Raw genomic sequence first — 20,331 nt, forward strand, 5'->3', positions numbered from 1 at the left:
CAGTGAGTTAGCTGGCACAGAAATATTTACTAAACTAATTTAAGGAAATTCAAACATGAAAAACGTAGTAAAAGTTACCGCACTTTCTTTAGGTCTTGCACTTGCATCAGGTTTTGCTGCTGCAGATGAAAATATCGCATTCATCAACGCGGGTTACTTATTCCAAAACCATCCAGATCGTCAAGCTGTAGCAGATAAGTTAGATGCAGAATTCAAACCAATGGCGGACAAACTTGCTGCAAGTAAGAAAGAAATTGATGACAAAATCGTAGCATCTCGTAAAAAAGTAGAAGCAAAAGTTGCTGCTTTACAAAAAGATGCACCTCGTTTACGTCAAGCTGAAATTCAAAAACGCCAAGAAGAAATCACTAAATTTGGTTCAGATGAAGAAGCTGCATTAAGTAAATTAATGGAAGAGCAAGATAAAAAAGTGGCAGAGTTCCAAGAGTTAAACGAAAAACGTCAAACTGAAGAGCGTGGTAAATTATTGGAAAGCATTCAAGTTGCAACGAATAATTTAGCTAAAGCTAAAGGTTATACTTATGTTTTAGATGCAAACTCTGTCGTATTTGCGGTAGATGGTAAAGATATTACTGAAGAAGTATTAAAATCTATTCCTGCAACTGAGAAAGTCGCTCCAGCAAAAACTGAAGAGAAAAAATAATAGGTTCTCATAATGCAAAAATCCTATTCTTTACAGGAATTAGCAGCAAAAGTCGGCGGTACCCTTCGCGGTAACGCCGATGTTGTCGTTAATAATATTGCAGCATTGTCAAAAGCAGAACCTAACCAGCTTACTTTCATTTCTAATGCAAAATTCCGTCCTTTATTAGCCGAATCTAAAGCAGGTATTCTTGTCGTGTCAGAAGCAGATGTGGAATTTTGCTCACCTGAAAGTAACTTACTTATCGTCAAAGATCCTTATGTTGCTTACGCCGTATTAGCTCAATATATGGATACCACTCCGAAAGCTGCTCAAAATATCCACCCAAGTGCGGTTATTTCTGAAAAAGCTTTAATGGGTGAAAATGTATCAATTGGTGCAAATGCCGTGATTGAAGAAGGTGTTGTATTAGGCGATAATGTGATTATTGGCGCAGGTTGTTTTATCGGTAAATTCACCAAAATTGGTGTAGGTACACAGCTTTGGGCAAATGTAAGCGTTTATCATGAAGTAGAAATTGGACAAAATTGCTTAATTCAATCAGGTGCTGTAATTGGTAGTGATGGCTTTGGCTATGCGAATGATCGTGGTCGCTGGGTAAAAATTCCACAAGTAGGACAAGTGATTATTGGTAATAATGTCGAAATCGGTGCTTGTACCTGTATTGACCGTGGAGCTTTAGACGCAACAGTCATTGAAGATAACGTCATTATTGATAACCTTTGTCAAATTGCGCATAACGTTCATATCGGCACAGGTACAGCAGTCGCTGGCGGTGTGATTATGGCGGGTAGCTTGAAAGTGGGTCGTTATTGTTTAATTGGCGGAGCAAGTGTGATTAATGGTCACATGGAAATCTGCGATAAGGTAACAGTGACTGGTATGGGGATGGTAATGCGTCCAATTACTGAACCAGGCGTTTACTCATCGGGTATCCCATTACAAACCAATAAAGAGTGGCGAAAAACAGCCGCACTTACCTTGGGGATTGATGGTATGAATAAACGACTGAAAGCCCTTGAGAAAAAACTTGGCTAAGATTTTTAAAACGTACCCTAGGGTGCGTTTTATTTTTATACAGAAATATCGTATAATTCCAGTGTTTTATTATTATTTATTTTAAAGGTATTAGACGTGTCAGAGAATCAAGTAAGTAAAGTAATTGAAGCAAAAGAAATTATGACCTTATTGCCACATCGTTATCCATTTTTATTAGTGGATCGTGTGTTAGACTACAAAGAAGGTGAATGGTTAAAAGCAATTAAAAATATCAGCGTAAACGAACCTTGTTTTACCGGTCATTTTCCTGGAGAGCCAATTTTACCGGGCGTGTTAATTCTTGAAGCTTTGGCGCAATCAATGGGGATCCTTGCATTTAAAACCCATGAATTAAAAGGTGGCGAATTATTCTATTTCGCAGGTATTGATGAAGCGCGTTTCAAACGCCCAGTATTACCTGGAGATCAAATGGAATTGAACGTTCAAGTGATTAAAGAACGTCGTGGTATTACAGCATTCACAGGTATTGCAACCGTAAACGGTGAAGTTGCTTGTGAAGCCAAATTAATGTGTGCTCGTCGATAATTAAAGAAAATTAAGGGGTAAGTATGATCCACCCAAGTGCAAAAATTCACCCAACCGCGCTTGTTGCTGATGGTGCAGTTATTGGCGAAGACGTTGTTATCGGTCCTTTCTGTATTATTGAAGGGAGCGTTGAGATTAAAGCGCGTACTGTTTTAAATTCTCATATTGTCGTGAAAGGCGACACCGTGATTGGTGAGGATAACCAGATTTATCAATTCGCCAGCATCGGTGAAGTCAACCAAGATTTAAAATATAAAGGCGAAGCAACTAAAACCATTATTGGTAATGGCAACCTTATTCGAGAACATGTGACGATTCACCGCGGCACAATCCAAGGTGGTGGTGTAACACGTATTGGTAACAACAACTTATTGATGATCAACGTCCACGTTGCTCACGATTGTCAAATTAAAAATAACTGTATTTTGGCAAACAATGCAACCCTTGCAGGTCACGTTGAATTAGATGATTTTGTTATTGTAGGTGGTATGTCTGCGATTCACCAATTTGTGATCGTCGGTGCGCACGTAATGCTAGGTGGTGGTTCTATGGTTAGCCAAGATGTGCCGCCTTATGTGATGGCACAAGGTAACCATGCACAGCCTTTTGGTGTTAACCTTGAAGGATTAAAACGTCGTGGTTTTGATAAACCAACCATGCATGCTATCCGTAATGTTTATAAAATGATTTACCGTAGCGGTAAAACCCTTGAAGAAGTATTGCCGGAAATTGAACAAATTGCACAAACTGAATCTGCAATTAGTTTCTTTGTGGAATTCTTCAAACGTTCTACCCGTGGCATTATTCGTTAATTAACGTTTCTTTTCTCGTTAAGAGAAAATGATGAATAACAAAGAGACCGCACGATGATTTTTTCAAAGTGCGGTCGTTTTTTAGGATAAATTTAATGATAAAAGAAAATCCGACTATTGCGATTGTCGCAGGTGAAGTATCTGGTGATATTCTTGGTGCAGGTCTCATTCAAGCGCTTAAACGCCAGTATCCGCAAGCTAAGTTTGTCGGGATTGGCGGAGAGAGAATGATTGCTCAAGGTTTTGAAAGCTTTTTTGATATGGAAGAGCTCTCTGTTATGGGGCTAGTAGAAGTTCTCAAGCATTTACCTCGATTGCTAAAAATTCGTCGTAGTGTCATCGAACAACTTTCTGCTATTAAACCGGATATATTTATCGGTATTGATGCACCGGATTTTAATCTTACCGTTGAACTAAAATTAAAAGAAAAAGGGATTAAAACCATTCATTACGTGAGTCCATCTGTATGGGCTTGGCGTCAAAATCGTATCTACAAAATTGCCAAAGCAACTCATCAAGTATTGGCTTTTCTTCCTTTTGAAAAAGCTTTTTATGATCGTTTTAATGTGCCTTGCCGTTTTATTGGCCATACCATGGCAGATGCGATTCCATTAAAACCAAATCGTACAGAAGCTTGCCAGACTTTAGGTATTGATGAAAAAGGACGTTACCTTGCTATTTTAGTAGGGAGTAGAGGTAGTGAAGTGGGCTTTCTTACTGAGCCATTTTTAAAAACTGCTTTGTTATTAAAAGAAAAATATCCAGACTTGCAGTTTTTAGTCCCTTTGGTGAATGAAAAGCGTCGCCAGCAATTTGAGGAAATAAAGGCTCAGATTGCACCTGATCTCGATATGCATTTAATTGATGGTAAAGCACGCCAAGTGATGATTGCTGCCGAAGCAACTTTACTAGCTTCAGGTACCGCTGCACTTGAAGCGATGTTGTGTAAATCGCCAATGGTGGTAGGGTATCGAATGAAACCTTTCACACATTTTTTGGCAAAACGATTGGTCAAAACAAAATATATTTCATTACCTAATTTGTTAGCGGATGAAATGTTAGTACCAGAAATGATTCAAGAAGATTGCGAACCACAAAAATTAGCAGAACAACTTTCTCAGTATTTGGGTGATGATGAAAGTGCGGTCAAATCTCGCAGTATTTTAATTCAACGTTTTACTGAATTACACAAATTAATTCAATGTGATGCGGATAGCCAAGCCGCACAAGCTGTGATTGATTTATTGGAGCAAAGACATGACTGATTTTGTTTATCCTGAAGGTTATCAATTATTTGCAGGAGTGGATGAAGTTGGCCGTGGCCCTTTAGTTGGGGCTGTTGTAACGGCTGCAGTAATTTTAGATCCTAATAATCCGATAATCGGTTTGGCGGATTCTAAAAAACTCAGCGAGAAAAAACGCCTTACACTCGCAGCAGAAATTAAAGAGAAAGCCTTAGCTTGGGCAATGGGGCGAGCAGAGCCAGCCGAGATTGATGAATTGAATATTCTGCATGCCTCTATGTTAGCCATGGAGCGAGCAGTAAAAGCCTTAAAAATTCAACCGCACTTTGTGTTGGTAGATGGAAATCGAATTCCGCCTAACCTTGGCTTGCCTGCCCAAGCTGTGGTGAAAGGGGATTCACTTGTGGCTGAAATTAGCGCTGCCTCTATTTTGGCAAAAGTCGCACGGGATCAGGAAATGGAAGCGTTAGATGAAAAGTATCCAGAATATGCTTTTGCTCAACATAAAGGGTATCCGACCAAATTACACTTAGAAAAATTAGCGGAACTGGGTCCTTTACCAGAGTATCGTCGTAGTTTTTCACCCGTGAAGAAAGCATTAGGCATAGAAGAATAGTTAGAGTGAAAGGTCGTAAGATTAAAGGATAGAGTATGAATACCATTTTTGATCATGCACTTTGGGTGAGCCCATTATTTTGGACATTGATGTTGCTTGGCGTAGCCATCATTTTATTTGTGCATAATAAAATTCGTATGGATGTGGTGGCATTATTGGTGATGCTCTCTTTTTATCTAAGTGGCATTCTCAGTATCCAAGAGATCTTAGTTGGCTTTAGCGATCCTAATATTATCCTGATTGCTTTACTCTTCATTGTGGGGGAAAGCTTGGTTCGGACAGGAATTGCTTATCGTGTGAGTGACGGCATCTTGAAAGTTGCGGGAAATAGTGAAGCTAAAGTGCTTATTTTACTGATGCTTTCAGTGGCTGGATTAGGTGCATTTATGAGTTCTACTGGCGTGGTTGCGGTGTTTATTCCTGTTGTGATTATGATTTGCCGTCAAATGAATATTTCCCCAAAACGATTAATGATGCCGTTAAGCGTAGCGGGATTAATCAGTGGGATGATGACGTTAATCGCGACGGCTCCTAACCTTGTGGTGAATGCGGAATTAGTGAAAGATACGAATCTTCGCCTTGAGTTTTTTGATTTCACGCCAATCGGATTGCTGATCTTAGTGTTGGGTATGGGCTATATGCTTATTGCTCGTCGATGGCTTTCAGATAATAACGATGAAAGCAATCAAGATACGATGCAAAGCTCCATGAATGAGCTAATTAATGAATATGGTTTGAAAGATCGTACCAAACGTTTGGTGGTGAAAAGTACGTCTCCTTTCGTGGGTAAAACCTTAGATCAACTTCATTTGCGTTCTAGCTATCAATTAAATGTGTTGGCGATTGAGCGTTGGAAACATTTCCGTCCAAGTTACATCATGCCTCTTGGTACATCAGAGATAAAAGCAAAAGATATTCTCATGGTGGATTTGGAACGCTGTGATTTTAATTTCGATATGTTTTGCCAAGAATTTCATCTAGAGCCAGCCGAAATTAAATCACAATCGTTTGATCAGCAGGCACGTTCCATTGGAATGGCCGAGTTAATTATTGTGCCGAACTCTGCCTGTATTGGTAAAACCACTGCAGAGTTACAATTCCGTACAAAATATGGCTTAAATGTGGTTGGGATTAAACGAGATGGTGTGGTGTTGAGTGATGCTTTTAAAGAAAAATATCGCTCAGGTGATTTGCTTTTAGTGATTGGCGATTGGCGACTTATTCAAGCGATGCGTGATCGTCGAAAAGATTTCCTGGTATTGAATTATCCGAAAGAAATGGAGCGTGCCGTACCAGCTCAACGTCAAGCACCACTAGCCTTACTATCCATTTTGACTATGGTGGTACTGATGGTTTCAGGTGCTGTGCCGAATGTTGTGGCTGCCTTGATTGGTTGTTTAATGTTGGCTTATTTCCGTTGCGTGGATGCTAAAAGTGCTTATGACTCCATTCAATGGCCGAGCCTTATTCTGATTATCGGAATGATGCCATTTTCAACCGCACTTCAAAAAACAGGTGGAGTTGAGTTTGCGGTGAAATGGCTCACACAGATCATTGATGGATGGGGAATGTATCCTGTATTGATTGTACTCTTTGTATTTTGTGCATTAGTCGGATTGTTTATTTCGAATACAGCTACTGCAATTTTGATGGCTCCCATTGCGATTTCTCTTGCTCAGCAACTTAATGTGTCTCCCGTGCCATTTGCAATGGTTGTCGCGATTGCTGCTTCAGCTGCATTTATGACCCCAGTCTCTTCTCCAGTAAATACCATGGTGGTGGGACCAGGTGGCTACAAATTTGCTGACTTTATTAAGATCGGCGTACCTTTTACCTTAATTGTTATGCTGGTGACTGTTTTTATCGTGCCAATATTGTTTCCATTTTAAATGAAAATAGCGGTCAGTTTTGAGGTTAAGTTTTTACTGCTTTCGTAATTTATAAAGCATTTGCATTATGTACTTGGAATAGAAAATGAATATTTATTGCCTTATCTTTAATGACTATGAAACGTTAGATCTAATGGGACCTGTTGAGTTTTTAGCAAGAGTCCCTAATGTTAAACTTCACTATGTATCTCAAGTTGGGGGATTAATTCATAGTAAGCAAGAATTTCATATTGAAACAGAAAAACTAGAACATTTATTGCCTCATAGTGTGTTATTAGTTGTAGGAGGGCAAGGAACTCGTCAGTTAGTAAAAGATGAACAATTTATTAATCAGCTTGGTAAGTGGATTGATGAGTCAGAGGTTTGTTTAAGTGTTTGTACAGGTTCAGCATTATTGGCTTGTACGGGGCGATTAGATAGCTTAAAAGCGACTTCTAATAAAAAATCTTTTGAATGGGTAAAACAATGTCGTTCTACAGTGAAATGGCAACGCGTTGCAAGATGGGTGAAAGAGGGTAAGTTTTATACTTAATCAGGCGTTTCTGCTGGTATGGATATGGCACTTGGGTTTATTGCTGATTATTATGGCAATGACTTGGCTCAAGACATTGCTAACCACACCGAATATCATTGGCAAAAAGATCCTAGCGTAGATAATTTTGCTCGAATTTATGGATTTGAATAATAGATTTAGTTTTAGATTAAACAAAAGAGCGGTCAAAACTGACCGCCCTTTTTATATCTCAGCGAGATTATTTATTTAATTTCGCTTTGTAAGTTGGATTCATTAAGTTTTCTACAGAAAGGATATCATCCAATTGTTCTGCGGTTAATAAACCTTTTTCTAATACCACTTCACGTACGCCTTTACCGGTTTGAGCACAGATTTTACCCACTAAGTCGCCATTATGGTGACCGATAAATGGATTTAAGTAAGTCACGATACCGATTGAGTTAAATACATAGTTTTCACAAATTTCTTTGTTTACAGTAATACCGTCTACACATTTATCGCGTAAGTTCACGCAAGCATTGGTTAAGATGTCGATAGATTCAAACATTGCTTGCCCAATCACTGGTTCCATTACGTTTAATTGTAATTGACCCGCTTCAGATGCGAAAGTAACAGTAGTATCGTTACCAATTACTTTAAAGCAAACTTGGTTTACCACTTCTGGAATAACAGGATTCACTTTTGCAGGCATGATAGAAGAACCTGCTTGTAATTCAGGTAAGTTAATTTCTTTAATACCTGCACGTGGACCAGAAGAGAGTAAACGTAAGTCGTTACATACTTTAGATAGTTTTACTGCGGTACGTTTTAATGCACCGTGAACCATGACATAAGCGCCACAGTCAGATGTAGCTTCAATTAAGTTTTCTGCTGGTACGCAAGCTAATCCAGTTACTTCAGCAAGGTGTTTTACAACTAGTTCTGTATAGCCTTGTGGAGTATTTAAACCCGTACCGATTGCCGTTGCACCAAGGTTTACTTCAAGGAGTAACTCTGCGGTACGTTTTAAGTTACGCACTTCTTCTTCAAGTAATACGGCAAACGCTTTAAACTCTTGACCAACGGTCATAGGTACAGCATCTTGTAATTGGGTACGACCCATTTTTAAAATTTTAGCAAATTCTTTTGCTTTATTATCGAAACCATCATGTAAGTATTGGATTTTGTCGATAAGTTTCAAAATGCTGTTATATACCGCAATACGGAAACCGGTAGGATACGCATCGTTGGTAGATTGGCTAGCGTTCACGTGGTCCATTGGGTTAATAACATCATATTCACCTTTTTTATGACCAATTTTTTCAAGCGCGAGGTTAGCAACCACTTCGTTGGTATTCATATTGACAGAAGTACCCGCACCACCTTGATATACATCAGATGGGAACTGATCTAAGCATTTCCCCGTGGTAAGAATTTCATCACAAGCTGCCACAATCGCTTTTGCAATATCACTTGGAATTGCACCTAATTCACCATTCGCTAGGGCAGTTGCTTTTTTTACCATCACCATACCACGAACAAATTCCGGTACATCAGAAATGGTTACATTAGAAATATTGAAGTTTTCAACCGCTCTTAAGGTATGGATACCCCAGTATGCATCTGCTGGCACATCACGTTCACCTAATAAATCCACTTCTTTTCTGTATTGAGTCATTTTAATCACCTTTTTTGGTTGTTAATTAATTTGAGGTAATTATAGGAATTTACATAGAAAATAAATTTGACATGGATCACATTTCAAATAAGACGTATAAGAGATATTTTCATTTCTCGCATAAATTTTTTTAGGGGAAATTAATTCAGCTATATTAATTTTATGCTGATTTTAGTTGTTCAGCTATTTTCTCAAACAGTTTCTGGATGAGTTCAGCACGATGTCCTAATACTCGCACAATAAGTCCACCTTCATTTAATTGAGAAACACCAACAAGTAGCGATTTTTCGCTTTCTTGTTGTTGAAGTGTGTGGACGATTTGCTTAATTTCAGTTTGTGTTTTCTGTAAATTGAGATAAACCAATGAGCCTTGATGTGAAAAATCCTCCATTTGGCTTAATGCGGTCAATTTCATTTGTACTGGTTGCCATTGAATACAATCCAATACAAGCGGTTTAGTTTGCCCATTATTTTGCAAAAGCTGAACTTTCAGATGAGAAGAAAATTGACGAAATTCAAAACGTTCATTGTTTGCTACTCGACCAATAGCCACAATCTCTCCATAAATCAGAACGCTATTAGGTTGCATATTGATGAATGTTTTTTGCTTAAATGCAGAATTCTTATGCAATACTAATGGGTGGGGCAAATAAAATAAGCGGCTATTCTCTTCAAGCTGAATGAAGGTGTTTTGTTCAGCAAAATCGCCTTCATTCATTGCCTGAACACGAGTAAAAGCCTGTGTATTTAAAGAGAGAGCGGTCGATTCTTCAAGTGTTATTTGAATATTGATACGATCCCCAGATAAGAGTCCTGGCGAAGAAGACATCTGAATAGCATTAAGTCCATTCGTCCAAGCATCCGAATAAGCAGGCAACGTCATCACTTTGAAAGGGGGAGTAGCAAAATACTCCGCAAGCTGAGTTTTACCGCTTGAAGAAAGTTTAGTTGAGAGTTTTAGCGTACTGTTCATAATCGATTAAATTTGTAAAATTCCCTCTTAAAAGAAGAGGGAAGGATGATTTATCTCACTAATGCTTTCGGCTCTTCTACATTTTTCAATAAGGCGTATTTTTCAATCCAACCAATCACACCGTCTAAATTCTCTTTCTTCATTAAGTTGGTAAAGATAAATGGTTGACCATTACGCATACGACGAGCATCACGTTCCATGATGCTTAAGTCAGCACCAACGAATGGTGCAAGGTCAGTTTTGTTAATCACTAATAAATCAGAACGAGTAATACCAGGCCCACCTTTACGCGGAATTTTTTCGCCTTGTGCCACGTCGATCACAAAAATGGTCACATCCGCTAAATCTGGACTGAAAGTCGCCGAGAGGTTATCACCACCCGATTCGATAAACACAATTTCCACGTCTGGGAAACATGCAACCATTTCATCGACTGCTTCTAAGTTCATAGACGCATCTTCACGAATTGCTGTGTGTGGGCAACCGCCCGTTTCCACGCCCATAATACGCTCTGGCGGAAGTAGGCTGTTTTTCGTTAAAAATTCCGCATCTTCTTGGGTATAAATATCATTGGTGATCACCGCTACGCTATAACGGCTTGCCATTTCACGAGTTAGTTTTTCAATTAACGCGGTTTTGCCTGCGCCAACAGGGCCTGCTACGCCAATTTTAATGTAGTTACGCATAATGTTCCTTTTGTTGATTATCGTAGGGGCTCATTCTTATCACCTCTGCGATATGTAAAAATTTAATAAAAAATGACCGCTCTTACGACATATAAAGTCGCGTATAAAGCACTTCGTGCTGCATGGAGCGGATGTCATTTGCGAGAGTTGCTGCACCCAACCAATCAAGATTGGGCTCAAGGCTTAATTCGACAGCTTGCAAGAGCGCACTACGCAAATCAAACAGAATATCTTGCCCATCCATTTGGCTGAGCGGAATGAGTTTCACGCCATTGGTAATGGTACCAACTGCTGCATTGTAGTAGAACGCATAAAGAGTATCCGCTTTGCTGAGCCCCATCGCTTGCGCCACCATAGCAAACACAATCGGGAAATAGCCTTGCACGGTTTTATTCTGAATCGCTTGCTGAAATTGGCTCAGGATTGGGTGTTGTTCATAGCGGATAAAAATTTTTAATAACCGCACGCCGAGTTTAAAACTGCCTTCACGGCTTTCTCGCGCAATTTTGGTCGCAGATAGCGAATGGTCTAATTCACACAAGCGCTCAAAATCATTGGTAGCCATGGCTTCAAATGCGAGCGAAAGATAAGCGCCATCGTTATACACCCAGTTTTGCAAAAGTTCGGTTTGCACATATTCTTCTAGGCTTGTTTTTGTTGAAACAACGCCTTGCTGCACAAAAGTTTCTAAACCGTTTGAATGGTTAAAGCCCCCGATTGGCAAAGTCGGGTCAACCAAGTGCAACAACGCGCCTAAATCTGCCAGGCTTCGGTTTAATGTTGGTGCCAATTGCCGTCTCCATGATGGTGATAACCATGATGATCGTGCGAATGACTATGAGAATGCCCATGCCCCTGTGCAGAATTTGCTCTTAACGCTTGGCTTAAACGTCGTTCAGCTTTTTGTGGATGAAATCCCGCCGCTTGTAACCATTCGAACATCGGCTTATCGTAAGGTAATGTCACTTCATCACCATCTAAAAAGAGTGGCGAATGTTTATTACCGATTTCATAACAAGCGCGCGCCATTTCTGGCAAGGTTTTCGGAGACAGCACAATGACTTCACTCTGTAAAATTTCAATCGCAATCACTAATTCATCGCTGATAAACACAACATCATCGTGTTTTAAACGTTGCCCTTCTTTTAGCAAGCGAAAGGCAACTTCGCGCCCCGTATTTGTGGTTTTACGCAGAATATTCCGTTCGCTTTCATACCACTGCAATGCCACGCGTTCAATGGTTTGATGTGTAATCTTGCCTTCAGCTTGAAGGCTAGTTAAATTACCTAAAATGCTATCCATAATAGGCAGAATGGGGTTGAGGATTTTCATATTATTATTTTATTTCTTGGCATTGTAATTTTTTTTGATATTCTAAAATAGAATTATTTAAATTTTGATTATCCATAAATAAACTTCGGAGTTCTCTGTCTGTTGCTCTAAGCGAAGAGTCATCTGCAATTCTACGATTATTATTGTCGATACGTTTTCGAAGCTTATTAATTTCCTCTTGTATATTTACATTATTTTTACAAATATTAAGTTCCTTTTTAATATTATTTCCCCATGAATTCCATTGTGAAATAATATTATTTAACTCATTTATTTGCTTTTCTAAGCCATTTCTGTTCTTATTAATTTCCTGAATTTGAGACTTTAAGCTAAGGATTTCGCTATCTTTAGCGTCGAGAAGTTTTACTTTTTCTAAATTCTCTTTAGTTAGCTTAACTATTTCTGATTTACTTTCAAGACTAGCGATTTTATTATTTAAACTTTCTATCTTCGTGGTTAATGACGGTATTCTAAAACTTTCGTAACATATAGATACTATAGATGCGACTCCAAGAATCGAGATAACTCCTATTATATTTTGAGCAGAATGGGTTGCAAACCAAGATTGTTTTTTAGTAATAGCATTAGATTTAGATACATTTTTCTGGTTAGTCATATCTAGTTCCTTTTATAAAAGAGGTTTTGTTTCTCTTAAAACCTCATATTTTTCATTCATCTCCGCCGCCCAAGCGGTTAAATTTGGAAATTCTTTTGCAAGATCTAATCCAATTTTTTCTGCTCTAAACAAGAACCAATCAATGACTGCAACCGCCGTTAACGTACCAATGTTTAATTCCGTGCCAAACGGTTTTAAATCTTGCTCAAGTCTTGCAAAACTTTGACGGTTACGTTTGGTTAGTTGTTGATGGCGATCTGTCCACCATTCACTTTCAGGGCGAAGTATTTTTTCAGCCATCATCGGCACGGTATTTTCCATAATGCCATCGGCTAAATTATGCAACGCTAACGCTGCCCAGCGTGGTTTGCCACTTTCTGGAATGAGTTTAGGCTCTACCTTGCCTTTTTGGTCAAGATATTCGCAAATGAGCAAACTGCCATAAAGCCAATTACCACAATTACGTTCTAACGCTGGCACTCTACCCAGAGGATTTGCCTGATTATGCGCAGAGTTAGCATCAAATGATGAACCAATTTTAATCAGTTCTGTTTTGTCTAATAGTTGTTGATATTTCAACGTTACCAGCACTTTACGTACATACGGGCTGGTGGTGGAGTACCAAAGTTTCATTGTAAATTATCCTTAAAATTTGACCGCTCTTTTCTGCTTAGAACATAAAATATCGTTGTCCCAATGGCACCGTATCCACGGGTTCGCAAGTAATGAGCTCACCATCTACACGCACTTCATAGCGTTCTGGATCCACCGTGATTTCAGGTGTTGCGTTGTTATGAACGAGATCTTTTTTACCCACATTGCGGCAACCTTTCACAGCAATGGTTTCTTTGTGTAAACCGAATTTCGCACGAATATCGGCTTTTTCAGCGGCTTGTGAAACAAAGAATACCGCGGTTTGTGCTGTCGCTAAACCTTGTGCGCCGTACATTGGACGGTAGAATACAGGTTGCGGCGTTGGAATAGAGGCATTTGGGTCGCCCATTTTTGCGTAGCTAATAAAGCCTTTTTTAATTACCACTTCTGGTTTTACCCCAAAGAACATCGGTTTCCATAATACGATATCTGCAATTTTTCCCACTTCTAATGAACCAATATGATCCGCAATACCGTGTGCAATTGCTGGATTGATGGTGTATTTCGCGATATAGCGTTTAATGCGGAAGTTATCATTTCCTTCATCGCCTAACTCACCACGTTGCATTTTCATTTTATCTGCGGTTTGCCATGTACGAATAACGACTTCGCCAATACGTCCCATCGCTTGAGAGTCTGAACTCATAATTGAGAAGACGCCCATATCATGCAAAATATCTTCTGCAGCAATAGTTTCAGGACGGATACGGCTATCAGCAAATGCTACATCTTCCGGTACGCGTTTATCTAAGTGATGGCAAACCATCAACATATCTAAGTGTTCATCAATGGTGTTTTTGGTAAATGGACGAGTCGGGTTGGTTGAAGCGGGTAAAACGTTTGGATACATTGCCGCTTTAATGATATCTGGCGCATGGCCACCACCAGCTCCTTCAGTGTGGAAAGTGTGAATCACACGTCCATCAATTGCTTTCATGGTATCTTCTAAAAAGCCACTTTCATTTAGCGTGTCAGTGTGAATTGCCACTTGAATATCCATTTCATCTGCGACTTTTAAGGCAGAATCAATTACTGCAGGCGTTGCGCCCCAGTCTTCATGGATTTTTAAACCTAATGCCCCCGCTTCAATTTGTTCGCGTAGCGGATCAAAAGTTGAGCAGTTTCCTTTGCCGAAAAAACCGACGTTGACTGGTAAAGCTTCTGCCGCTTGGAACATACGTTCCATATACCATGCACCCGGTGTACAAGTGGTCGCGTGTGTACCATCAGCCGGGCCGGTTCCGCCACCAATTAAAGTCGTAACCCCACTTTCAATCGCATGTTGTGCTTGTTGAGGGCAAATAAAGTGAATGTGCGTATCGATACCGCCTGCGGTTGCAATTAAATGTGCACCATTATGCACTTCTGTGCTAGCACCGATAATCATATTGGGTGTGACGTTATCCATGGTTTCAGGGTTACCTGCTTGTCCGATGCCGACAATGCGGCCATCTCGAATACCAATATCGGCTTTGATAATGCCTAATTTCGCATCAATGATCATTACGTTGGTAATGACAAAATCCAACACATTTGGATTGTCGCGAGTTGCCGTACCACTTTGCGCCATGCCATCACGCACGCTTTTACCGCCACCAAATTTACACTCATCACCTTTGGTTAATAAATCTTGTTCAATGGTTGCCCATAAATTGGTATCGCCTAAACGGACTTTATCGCCAACGGTTGGGCCATAAGTTGCTACATATTGAGCTCTTGAAATTGTTAATGCCATTTTGCCCTACCTTATAATTTGCCATCAATTTGATTATGGAAGCCGTAAATGGTTTGCGAACCACCAAAAGCGACTAGTTCTACTGATTTTACTTCACCCGGTTCAAAACGTACGGCATTGCCAGACGGAATATTTAAGCGCATTCCACGTGCTAAAGTGCGGTCAAATTTAAGCGCATTATTGGTTTCAAAGAAATGGTAATGGGAACCGACTTGAATTGGGCGGTCGCCTGAATTGGTTACTTCGATTGTGACGGTTTTTCTGCCAACATTGGCAATAATATCGCCTTCAGCTAATTGGTATTCGCCTGGGATCATTTTTAATTCCTTAGTTGTAAATTTTTTCCGATTTTTAACCGCTTGTACTTATTATCTAATCGGGTTATGCACAGTAACAAGCTTCGTGCCATCTGGGAAAGTAGCTTCAATCTGTACTTCGTGCACCATTTCAGCAACACCTTCCATTACATCTTCAACGGTAAGCAACGTTGCACCATATTGCATGACTTCCGCCACACTCATGCCATCTCTTGCTGCTTCTTGTAAATGACTGGCAATGTACGAGATTGCCTCAGGATAGTTTAATTTTACGCCTCGCGCTTTGCGTTTTGCCGCAAGCTCACCGGCTAAAAAGAGCATCAATTTCTCTTGTTCTCTTGATGTTAAATGCATATCGTTATTCCTTTTTTTGTTTATTATGCAAGACGGGCTGAATTTTACGTAAAAAACGACAGAATAGGAAAAATATTTTATTCGATTTTTTTAATAATACCCCTTGAAATCATAAAAAACCTCCTTATATAGGGAAAGAGTTAACTAATTTTTAAGAAGGAAATTAATCATGAATATTCGTCCTTTACACGATCGTGTAATCATTAAACGTGAAGAAGTAGAAACTCGTTCAGCTGGCGGTATCGTATTAACTGGTTCAGCGGCGACTAAATCAACCCGTGCGAAAGTATTGGCAGTGGGTAAAGGTCGTATTTTGGAAAATGGCACCGTTCAACCTTTAGATGTAAAAGTTGGCGATACAGTCATTTTCAATGATGGTTATGGCGTGAAAAGTGAAAAAATCGATGGTGAAGAAGTGTTAATCATTTCTGAAAACGATATTTTGGCGATTGTGGAATAATTTAAATTAAGGAAAAAAGAAAATGGCAGCAAAAGACGTAAAATTTGGTAACGATGCACGCGTAAAAATGCTTAAAGGTGTGAATGTACTAGCTGATGCGGTAAAAGTTACCCTTGGCCCTAAAGGTCGTAATGTAATTTTAGATAAATCATTTGGTGCACCAACCATCACTAAAGATGGTGTATCTGTCGCACGTGAAATTGAATTAGAAGATAAATTTGAAAACATGGGTGCACAAATGGTGAAAGAGGTTGCCTCTAAAGCCAATGATGCAGCGGGTGACGGTACAACTACTGCAACAGTTCTTGCTCAAGCTATCGTAAATGAAGGCTTAAAAGCTGTGGCTGCAGGTATGAACCCAATGGATTTAAAACGTGGTATTGATAAAGCGGTAAGTGCGGTTGTTTCTGAGCTTAAAAATTTATCTAAACCTTGCGAAACCTCTAAAGAAATTGAGCAAGTAGGGACGATTTCTGCTAACTCTGACAGCATTGTGGGTCAATTAATTGCTCAAGCAATGGAAAAAGTGGGTAAAGAAGGCGTGATTACCGTAGAAGACGGTACCGGTCTTGACGATGAATTAGCGGTTGTGGAAGGGATGCAATTCGATCGTGGTTACTTATCACCTTATTTCATCAACAAACCAGAAACGGCAACTGTTGAATTAGACAACCCATACATTCTTTTAGTAGATAAAAAAGTATCAAATATCCGTGAATTACTTCCAGTATTAGAAGGTGTAGCGAAAGCGGGTAAACCATTATTAATTATCGCTGAAGATATTGAAGGTGAAGCACTTGCAACCTTAGTAGTGAACACTATGCGTGGTATCGTGAAAGTTGCAGCAGTGAAAGCACCTGGTTTTGGTGATCGTCGTAAAGCAATGTTGCAAGATATTGCGATCTTAACTGCTGGTACCGTAATTTCTGAAGAAATCGGTATGGAACTTGAAAAAGCGACATTAGAAGATTTAGGTCAAGCGAAACGTGTTGTTATCAACAAAGACAATACCACGATTATCGATGGTGTGGGTGATGAAGCACAAATCAAAGGTCGCGTAGCTCAAATTCGTCAGCAAATCGAAGAATCAACGTCTGATTATGACAAAGAAAAACTTCAAGAACGCGTAGCTAAACTTGCTGGCGGTGTGGCTGTCATCAAAGTTGGTGCAGCAACTGAAGTTGAAATGAAAGAGAAAAAAGATCGTGTAGATGATGCATTACACGCAACTCGTGCAGCGGTTGAAGAAGGTATCGTTGCAGGTGGTGGTGTAGCCTTAGTTCGTGCAGCAGGCAAAGTAGCTGCAACCTTAAAAGGTGATAACGAAGAACAAGATGTAGGTATTAAACTTGCATTACGAGCAATGGAAGCGCCACTTCGTCAAATCGTCACTAACGCAGGTGAAGAAGCATCTGTTGTGGCAAGTGCGGTTAAAAATGGCGAAGGAAACTTTGGTTATAACGCAGGTACTGAACAGTACGGTGATATGATCGAAATGGGTATTTTAGATCCAACTAAAGTAACTCGTTCTGCGTTACAATTCGCGGCTTCTGTAGCAGGTTTAATGATCACCACAGAATGTATGGTTACCGATCTTCCAAAAGATGATAAAGCTGATTTAGGTGCTGCCGGAATGGGCGGTATGGGAGGCATGGGCGGAATGATGTAATTCCACTTTGCGAAAGAAAGTGCGATCGTTTTTCTTTATAGAAATGCGATCGCATTTTTATTTGTGTGGTGCTACACTTTAATGGTTTTCGATGATTTTATAGGTATAACAATGACAATTTCCCAAACTGAACTTAATCAACAACTCAAATCTGCCGGTATTGGTATTAATGCAACAGAATTACATGGCTTTTTGAGCGGCTTAATTTGTGGTGGACTGAAAGACCAAAGCTGGTTACCACTTCTATATCAATTTAGTAACGATAACCACGCATATCCAATCGCATTAATTCAGCCGATTACCGAAATCTATGAACAAATTGGTAAAACCTTAGGGGACGTAGAAGGGTTTGATTTTGAATTGGGCTTAACAGAAGATGAGAGCGTGTTTGCACGTGCAGACAGTTTATCAGACTGGGCAAACCAATTTTTACTGGGTTTAGGTCTTGTTCAGACAGAATTGGATAAAGAAAAAGGCGAAATTGGCGAAGCGGTAGATGATTTACAAGATATTTGTCAGCTTGGTTATGATGAAGAAGATGATGAAGAAGAGCTTACCGAAGCCCTAGAAGAAATCATTGAATATGTTCGCACCATTGCAATGTTGTTTTACACCCATTTCAATGATGATGCACAAGAAATAAAACCGATATTACATTAAAAGGAGCGAAACATGGATCTCGCATATATGGCGGCATTACCGCAAGAGGAATTTACAGAACGTCGTCAAAAAGTATTCGCGCAAATGCAGCCAAATTCTGCCTTGTTGCTATTTTCCGAAATTGAAAAACGTCGTAATAACGACTGTGATTTTCCTTTCCGTCAAGACAGTTACTTCTGGTATTTAACAGGTTTTAATGAACCCAATGCTGCATTGTTATTGATTAAAACGGAAGATGCGGAAAAGGCGGTTGTATTTCTTCGTCCGCGAGATCCTTTGCTTGAAACCTGGAATGGTCGCCGATTAGGCGTTGAGCGAGCACCGCAAAAACTCAATGTTAATGAAGCGTATTCTATTGATGATTTCAAAACTGAATTTCCAAAATTAACGGAAAAATTGACCGCACTTTATCATGTGTCAGATCGTCATCCTTGGGGCGATAAATTAATAGCTGAAAGTGCGGTGAAATTTTACGCTGTTTTTGATTGGCAGCCGATGTTAAGTGAGATGCGCTTAATTAAATCACCAAATGAAATTCGATTAATGCAGCAAGCGGGACAAATTACAGCATTTGGACATATTAAAGCGATGCAAGTGACTCGTCCAAATCGTTTTGAATATGAAATTGAAAGTGAAATTTTGCATGAATTTAATCGTCATGGTGCAAGATTCCCGTCTTACAATTCGATTATTGCGGGAGGAGATAATGCCTGTATTTTGCACTACACCGAAAATGATCAATCATTAAAAGATGGCGATCTTGTGTTGATTGATGCTGGCTGTGAGTTTGCTATGTATGCAGGCGATATCACGCGTACGTTCCCTGTAAATGGTCAATTTACCCAGCCTCAACGTGATATTTACGAATTAGTTTTAAAAGCACAAAAGCGAGCTATTGAGCTATTAGTGCCAGGTAATTCAATTAAATTGGCAAATGATGAAGTGATTCGTATTAAAACTCAAGGCTTGGTTGATTTAGGCATTCTGAAAGGGGATGTAGATAAGCTGATTGAAGAAAAAGCCTATCGCCAATTTTATATGCATGGTTTAGGCCATTGGCTTGGTTTAGATGTGCACGATGTTGGTCGCTATGATGATGATCGTAGTCGCACGCTTGAAGTGGGGATGCTCATCACTGTTGAGCCAGGTATTTATATTTCAGAAGAGGCGGATGTGCCAGCTCAATATAAAGGCATTGGTGTGCGTATTGAAGATAACTTGTTGATGACTGAATACGGCAACAAAAATCTGACAGCAGCGGCACCAAAAGAAATCGATGACATTGAGAATTTAATGAAAAATTGAGAAAAATTCTCAAATTTGTGATCTAGTGCAAGTTTTTCCTGTAGCCAAAGTGCTACTATGCAGTTAGGTAAAAAAAGACCAATTAAATCAGTAAGGAGTCGATTATGTATAAACACGTTTTAGTGGCGGTAGATCTTTCTGATGAAAGTGAATTTCTACTCAAAAAAGCCGTGGGAATTGCAAAACGCAATGATGCGCAACTTTCCATTATCCATGTAGATGTAAACTTCTCGGATCTCTATACTGGTTTGATTGATGTCAATATGTCATCAATGCAAGATAGAATTTCGAGCGAAACACAAAAAGCGCTAATTAATTTAGCAGAACATGCTGGTTATCCAGTGAAAGAAAAATTGAGCGGCAGCGGTGATTTAGGTCAAGTTTTGACGGACGCTATTGATCAGTATGATGTAGATCTACTAGTGACAGGTCATCACCAAGATTTCTGGAGTAAATTAATGTCTTCAACACGTCAAGTGATGAATACCATTAAAATTGATATGTTGGTTGTGCCACTTCGCGACGAATAGTGATCAAAAATTATTTTAGCCCTATTAAAATAACGTAAATTTTAACCGCACTTCTCAATT

Annotated in this window: 24 protein-coding genes; 14 read left to right on the forward strand and 10 right to left on the reverse strand. The window is 39.5% G+C overall.

Annotated elements, in window-relative coordinates; all coding sequences use genetic code 11:
* Positions 1 to 55 precede the first annotated feature (55 nt).
* The 9 genes from A9500_RS05315 (at position 56) to A9500_RS10875 (ending at position 7,494) form a co-directional block, all read left to right on the forward strand.
* Positions 56 to 664 carry an OmpH family outer membrane protein gene (locus tag A9500_RS05315; RefSeq protein ID WP_065244163.1) on the forward strand — a complete coding sequence of 203 codons (609 nt, stop codon included), beginning with the start codon at positions 56 to 58 and terminating at the stop codon, positions 662 to 664.
* A 12-nt stretch (positions 665 to 676) separates the two neighbouring features.
* Complete coding sequence (gene lpxD, locus A9500_RS05320; protein WP_065244164.1) at positions 677 to 1,702, forward strand: UDP-3-O-(3-hydroxymyristoyl)glucosamine N-acyltransferase; 1,026 nt, start codon at positions 677 to 679, stop codon at positions 1,700 to 1,702.
* A 96-nt stretch (positions 1,703 to 1,798) separates the two neighbouring features.
* Positions 1,799 to 2,248: a 3-hydroxyacyl-ACP dehydratase FabZ gene (gene fabZ / locus A9500_RS05325; protein ID WP_014064844.1), complete on the forward strand. Its 450-nt coding sequence runs from the start codon at positions 1,799 to 1,801 to the stop codon at positions 2,246 to 2,248.
* A gap of 23 nt (positions 2,249 to 2,271) precedes the next feature.
* The gene (gene lpxA, locus A9500_RS05330; RefSeq protein ID WP_049381727.1) at positions 2,272 to 3,060 is read left to right on the forward strand and encodes an acyl-ACP--UDP-N-acetylglucosamine O-acyltransferase; all 789 of its coding nucleotides are present in this window, start codon (positions 2,272 to 2,274) and stop codon (positions 3,058 to 3,060) included.
* A gap of 95 nt (positions 3,061 to 3,155) precedes the next feature.
* Entirely contained in the window at positions 3,156 to 4,325 is a 1,170-nt protein-coding gene (lpxB, locus tag A9500_RS05335; protein WP_065244165.1) for a lipid-A-disaccharide synthase, read from the forward strand.
* Positions 4,318 to 4,920: a ribonuclease HII gene (gene rnhB, locus A9500_RS05340; protein ID WP_065244166.1), complete on the forward strand. Its 603-nt coding sequence runs from the start codon at positions 4,318 to 4,320 to the stop codon at positions 4,918 to 4,920. Before lpxB ends, rnhB begins: the two co-directional genes overlap by 8 nt.
* 35 nt (positions 4,921 to 4,955) lie before the next feature.
* Positions 4,956 to 6,809, forward strand: coding sequence for an SLC13 family permease (locus A9500_RS05345; protein WP_065244167.1), 1,854 nt, complete (start codon positions 4,956 to 4,958; stop codon positions 6,807 to 6,809).
* Between the two features lie 85 nt (positions 6,810 to 6,894).
* The gene (locus A9500_RS05350) at positions 6,895 to 7,341 is read left to right on the forward strand and encodes a DJ-1/PfpI family protein (protein ID WP_257005673.1); all 447 of its coding nucleotides are present in this window, start codon (positions 6,895 to 6,897) and stop codon (positions 7,339 to 7,341) included.
* An 18-nt stretch (positions 7,342 to 7,359) separates the two neighbouring features.
* Positions 7,360 to 7,494, forward strand: a complete 135-nt coding sequence (locus A9500_RS10875) for a hypothetical protein (protein ID WP_257005674.1) — start codon at positions 7,360 to 7,362, stop codon at positions 7,492 to 7,494.
* Positions 7,495 to 7,561: 67 nt separating this feature from the next.
* Here the strand turns inward: A9500_RS10875 and aspA are convergent, their stop codons facing one another.
* The 10 genes from aspA to ureA form a co-directional block, all read right to left on the reverse strand.
* Entirely contained in the window at positions 7,562 to 8,980 is a 1,419-nt protein-coding gene (gene aspA, locus A9500_RS05355) for an aspartate ammonia-lyase (RefSeq protein ID WP_065244168.1), read from the reverse strand.
* 160 nt (positions 8,981 to 9,140) lie between these two features.
* On the reverse strand, positions 9,141 to 9,953 hold the full coding sequence (locus A9500_RS05360) for an urease accessory protein UreD (RefSeq protein ID WP_065244169.1): 813 nt from the start codon (positions 9,951 to 9,953) through the stop codon (positions 9,141 to 9,143).
* A gap of 50 nt (positions 9,954 to 10,003) precedes the next feature.
* Positions 10,004 to 10,639, reverse strand: coding sequence for an urease accessory protein UreG (gene ureG / locus A9500_RS05365; RefSeq protein ID WP_065244170.1), 636 nt, complete (start codon positions 10,637 to 10,639; stop codon positions 10,004 to 10,006).
* Between the two features lie 82 nt (positions 10,640 to 10,721).
* Positions 10,722 to 11,429: an urease accessory protein UreF gene (locus tag A9500_RS05370; protein WP_065244171.1), complete on the reverse strand. Its 708-nt coding sequence runs from the start codon at positions 11,427 to 11,429 to the stop codon at positions 10,722 to 10,724.
* Positions 11,414 to 11,971, reverse strand: coding sequence for an urease accessory protein UreE (gene ureE / locus A9500_RS05375; RefSeq protein WP_065244172.1), 558 nt, complete (start codon positions 11,969 to 11,971; stop codon positions 11,414 to 11,416). Before ureE ends, A9500_RS05370 begins: the two co-directional genes overlap by 16 nt.
* A gap of 4 nt (positions 11,972 to 11,975) precedes the next feature.
* Positions 11,976 to 12,587 carry a hypothetical protein gene (locus A9500_RS05380; protein WP_065244173.1) on the reverse strand — a complete coding sequence of 204 codons (612 nt, stop codon included), beginning with the start codon at positions 12,585 to 12,587 and terminating at the stop codon, positions 11,976 to 11,978.
* 12 nt (positions 12,588 to 12,599) lie between these two features.
* Entirely contained in the window at positions 12,600 to 13,220 is a 621-nt protein-coding gene (locus tag A9500_RS05385) for a glutathione S-transferase (RefSeq protein ID WP_065244174.1), read from the reverse strand.
* A gap of 37 nt (positions 13,221 to 13,257) precedes the next feature.
* Positions 13,258 to 14,976, reverse strand: coding sequence for an urease subunit alpha (ureC, locus tag A9500_RS05390; protein ID WP_065244175.1), 1,719 nt, complete (start codon positions 14,974 to 14,976; stop codon positions 13,258 to 13,260).
* Positions 14,977 to 14,987: 11 nt separating this feature from the next.
* Positions 14,988 to 15,293, reverse strand: coding sequence for an urease subunit beta (gene ureB, locus A9500_RS05395; protein WP_065244176.1), 306 nt, complete (start codon positions 15,291 to 15,293; stop codon positions 14,988 to 14,990).
* Positions 15,294 to 15,344: 51 nt separating this feature from the next.
* Positions 15,345 to 15,647 carry an urease subunit gamma gene (gene ureA, locus A9500_RS05400; RefSeq protein WP_065244177.1) on the reverse strand — a complete coding sequence of 101 codons (303 nt, stop codon included), beginning with the start codon at positions 15,645 to 15,647 and terminating at the stop codon, positions 15,345 to 15,347.
* 169 nt (positions 15,648 to 15,816) lie between these two features.
* Between ureA and A9500_RS05405 the strand changes: the two genes are divergently transcribed.
* The 5 genes from A9500_RS05405 to uspA all read left to right on the forward strand — a co-directional run bounded on the left by A9500_RS05405 (position 15,817) and on the right by uspA (position 20,271).
* The gene (locus A9500_RS05405) at positions 15,817 to 16,107 is read left to right on the forward strand and encodes a co-chaperone GroES (protein ID WP_005629492.1); all 291 of its coding nucleotides are present in this window, start codon (positions 15,817 to 15,819) and stop codon (positions 16,105 to 16,107) included.
* 22 nt (positions 16,108 to 16,129) lie between these two features.
* Entirely contained in the window at positions 16,130 to 17,776 is a 1,647-nt protein-coding gene (gene groL / locus A9500_RS05410; protein ID WP_065244178.1) for a chaperonin GroEL, read from the forward strand.
* 111 nt (positions 17,777 to 17,887) lie between these two features.
* A complete protein-coding gene (locus A9500_RS05415) occupies positions 17,888 to 18,436 on the forward strand; it encodes a YecA family protein (protein WP_065244179.1) in 549 nt (182 codons plus the stop codon).
* A 12-nt stretch (positions 18,437 to 18,448) separates the two neighbouring features.
* The gene (gene pepP, locus A9500_RS05420) at positions 18,449 to 19,741 is read left to right on the forward strand and encodes a Xaa-Pro aminopeptidase (RefSeq protein ID WP_065244180.1); all 1,293 of its coding nucleotides are present in this window, start codon (positions 18,449 to 18,451) and stop codon (positions 19,739 to 19,741) included.
* A gap of 104 nt (positions 19,742 to 19,845) precedes the next feature.
* The gene (gene uspA / locus A9500_RS05425) at positions 19,846 to 20,271 is read left to right on the forward strand and encodes a universal stress protein UspA (protein ID WP_014064852.1); all 426 of its coding nucleotides are present in this window, start codon (positions 19,846 to 19,848) and stop codon (positions 20,269 to 20,271) included.
* The last annotated feature ends 60 nt before the right edge of the window (positions 20,272 to 20,331 follow it).

The sequence above is a fragment of the Haemophilus sp. CCUG 60358 genome (genome assembly GCF_001679485.1).
Taxonomy (GTDB): Bacteria; Pseudomonadota; Gammaproteobacteria; order Enterobacterales; family Pasteurellaceae; genus Haemophilus_D.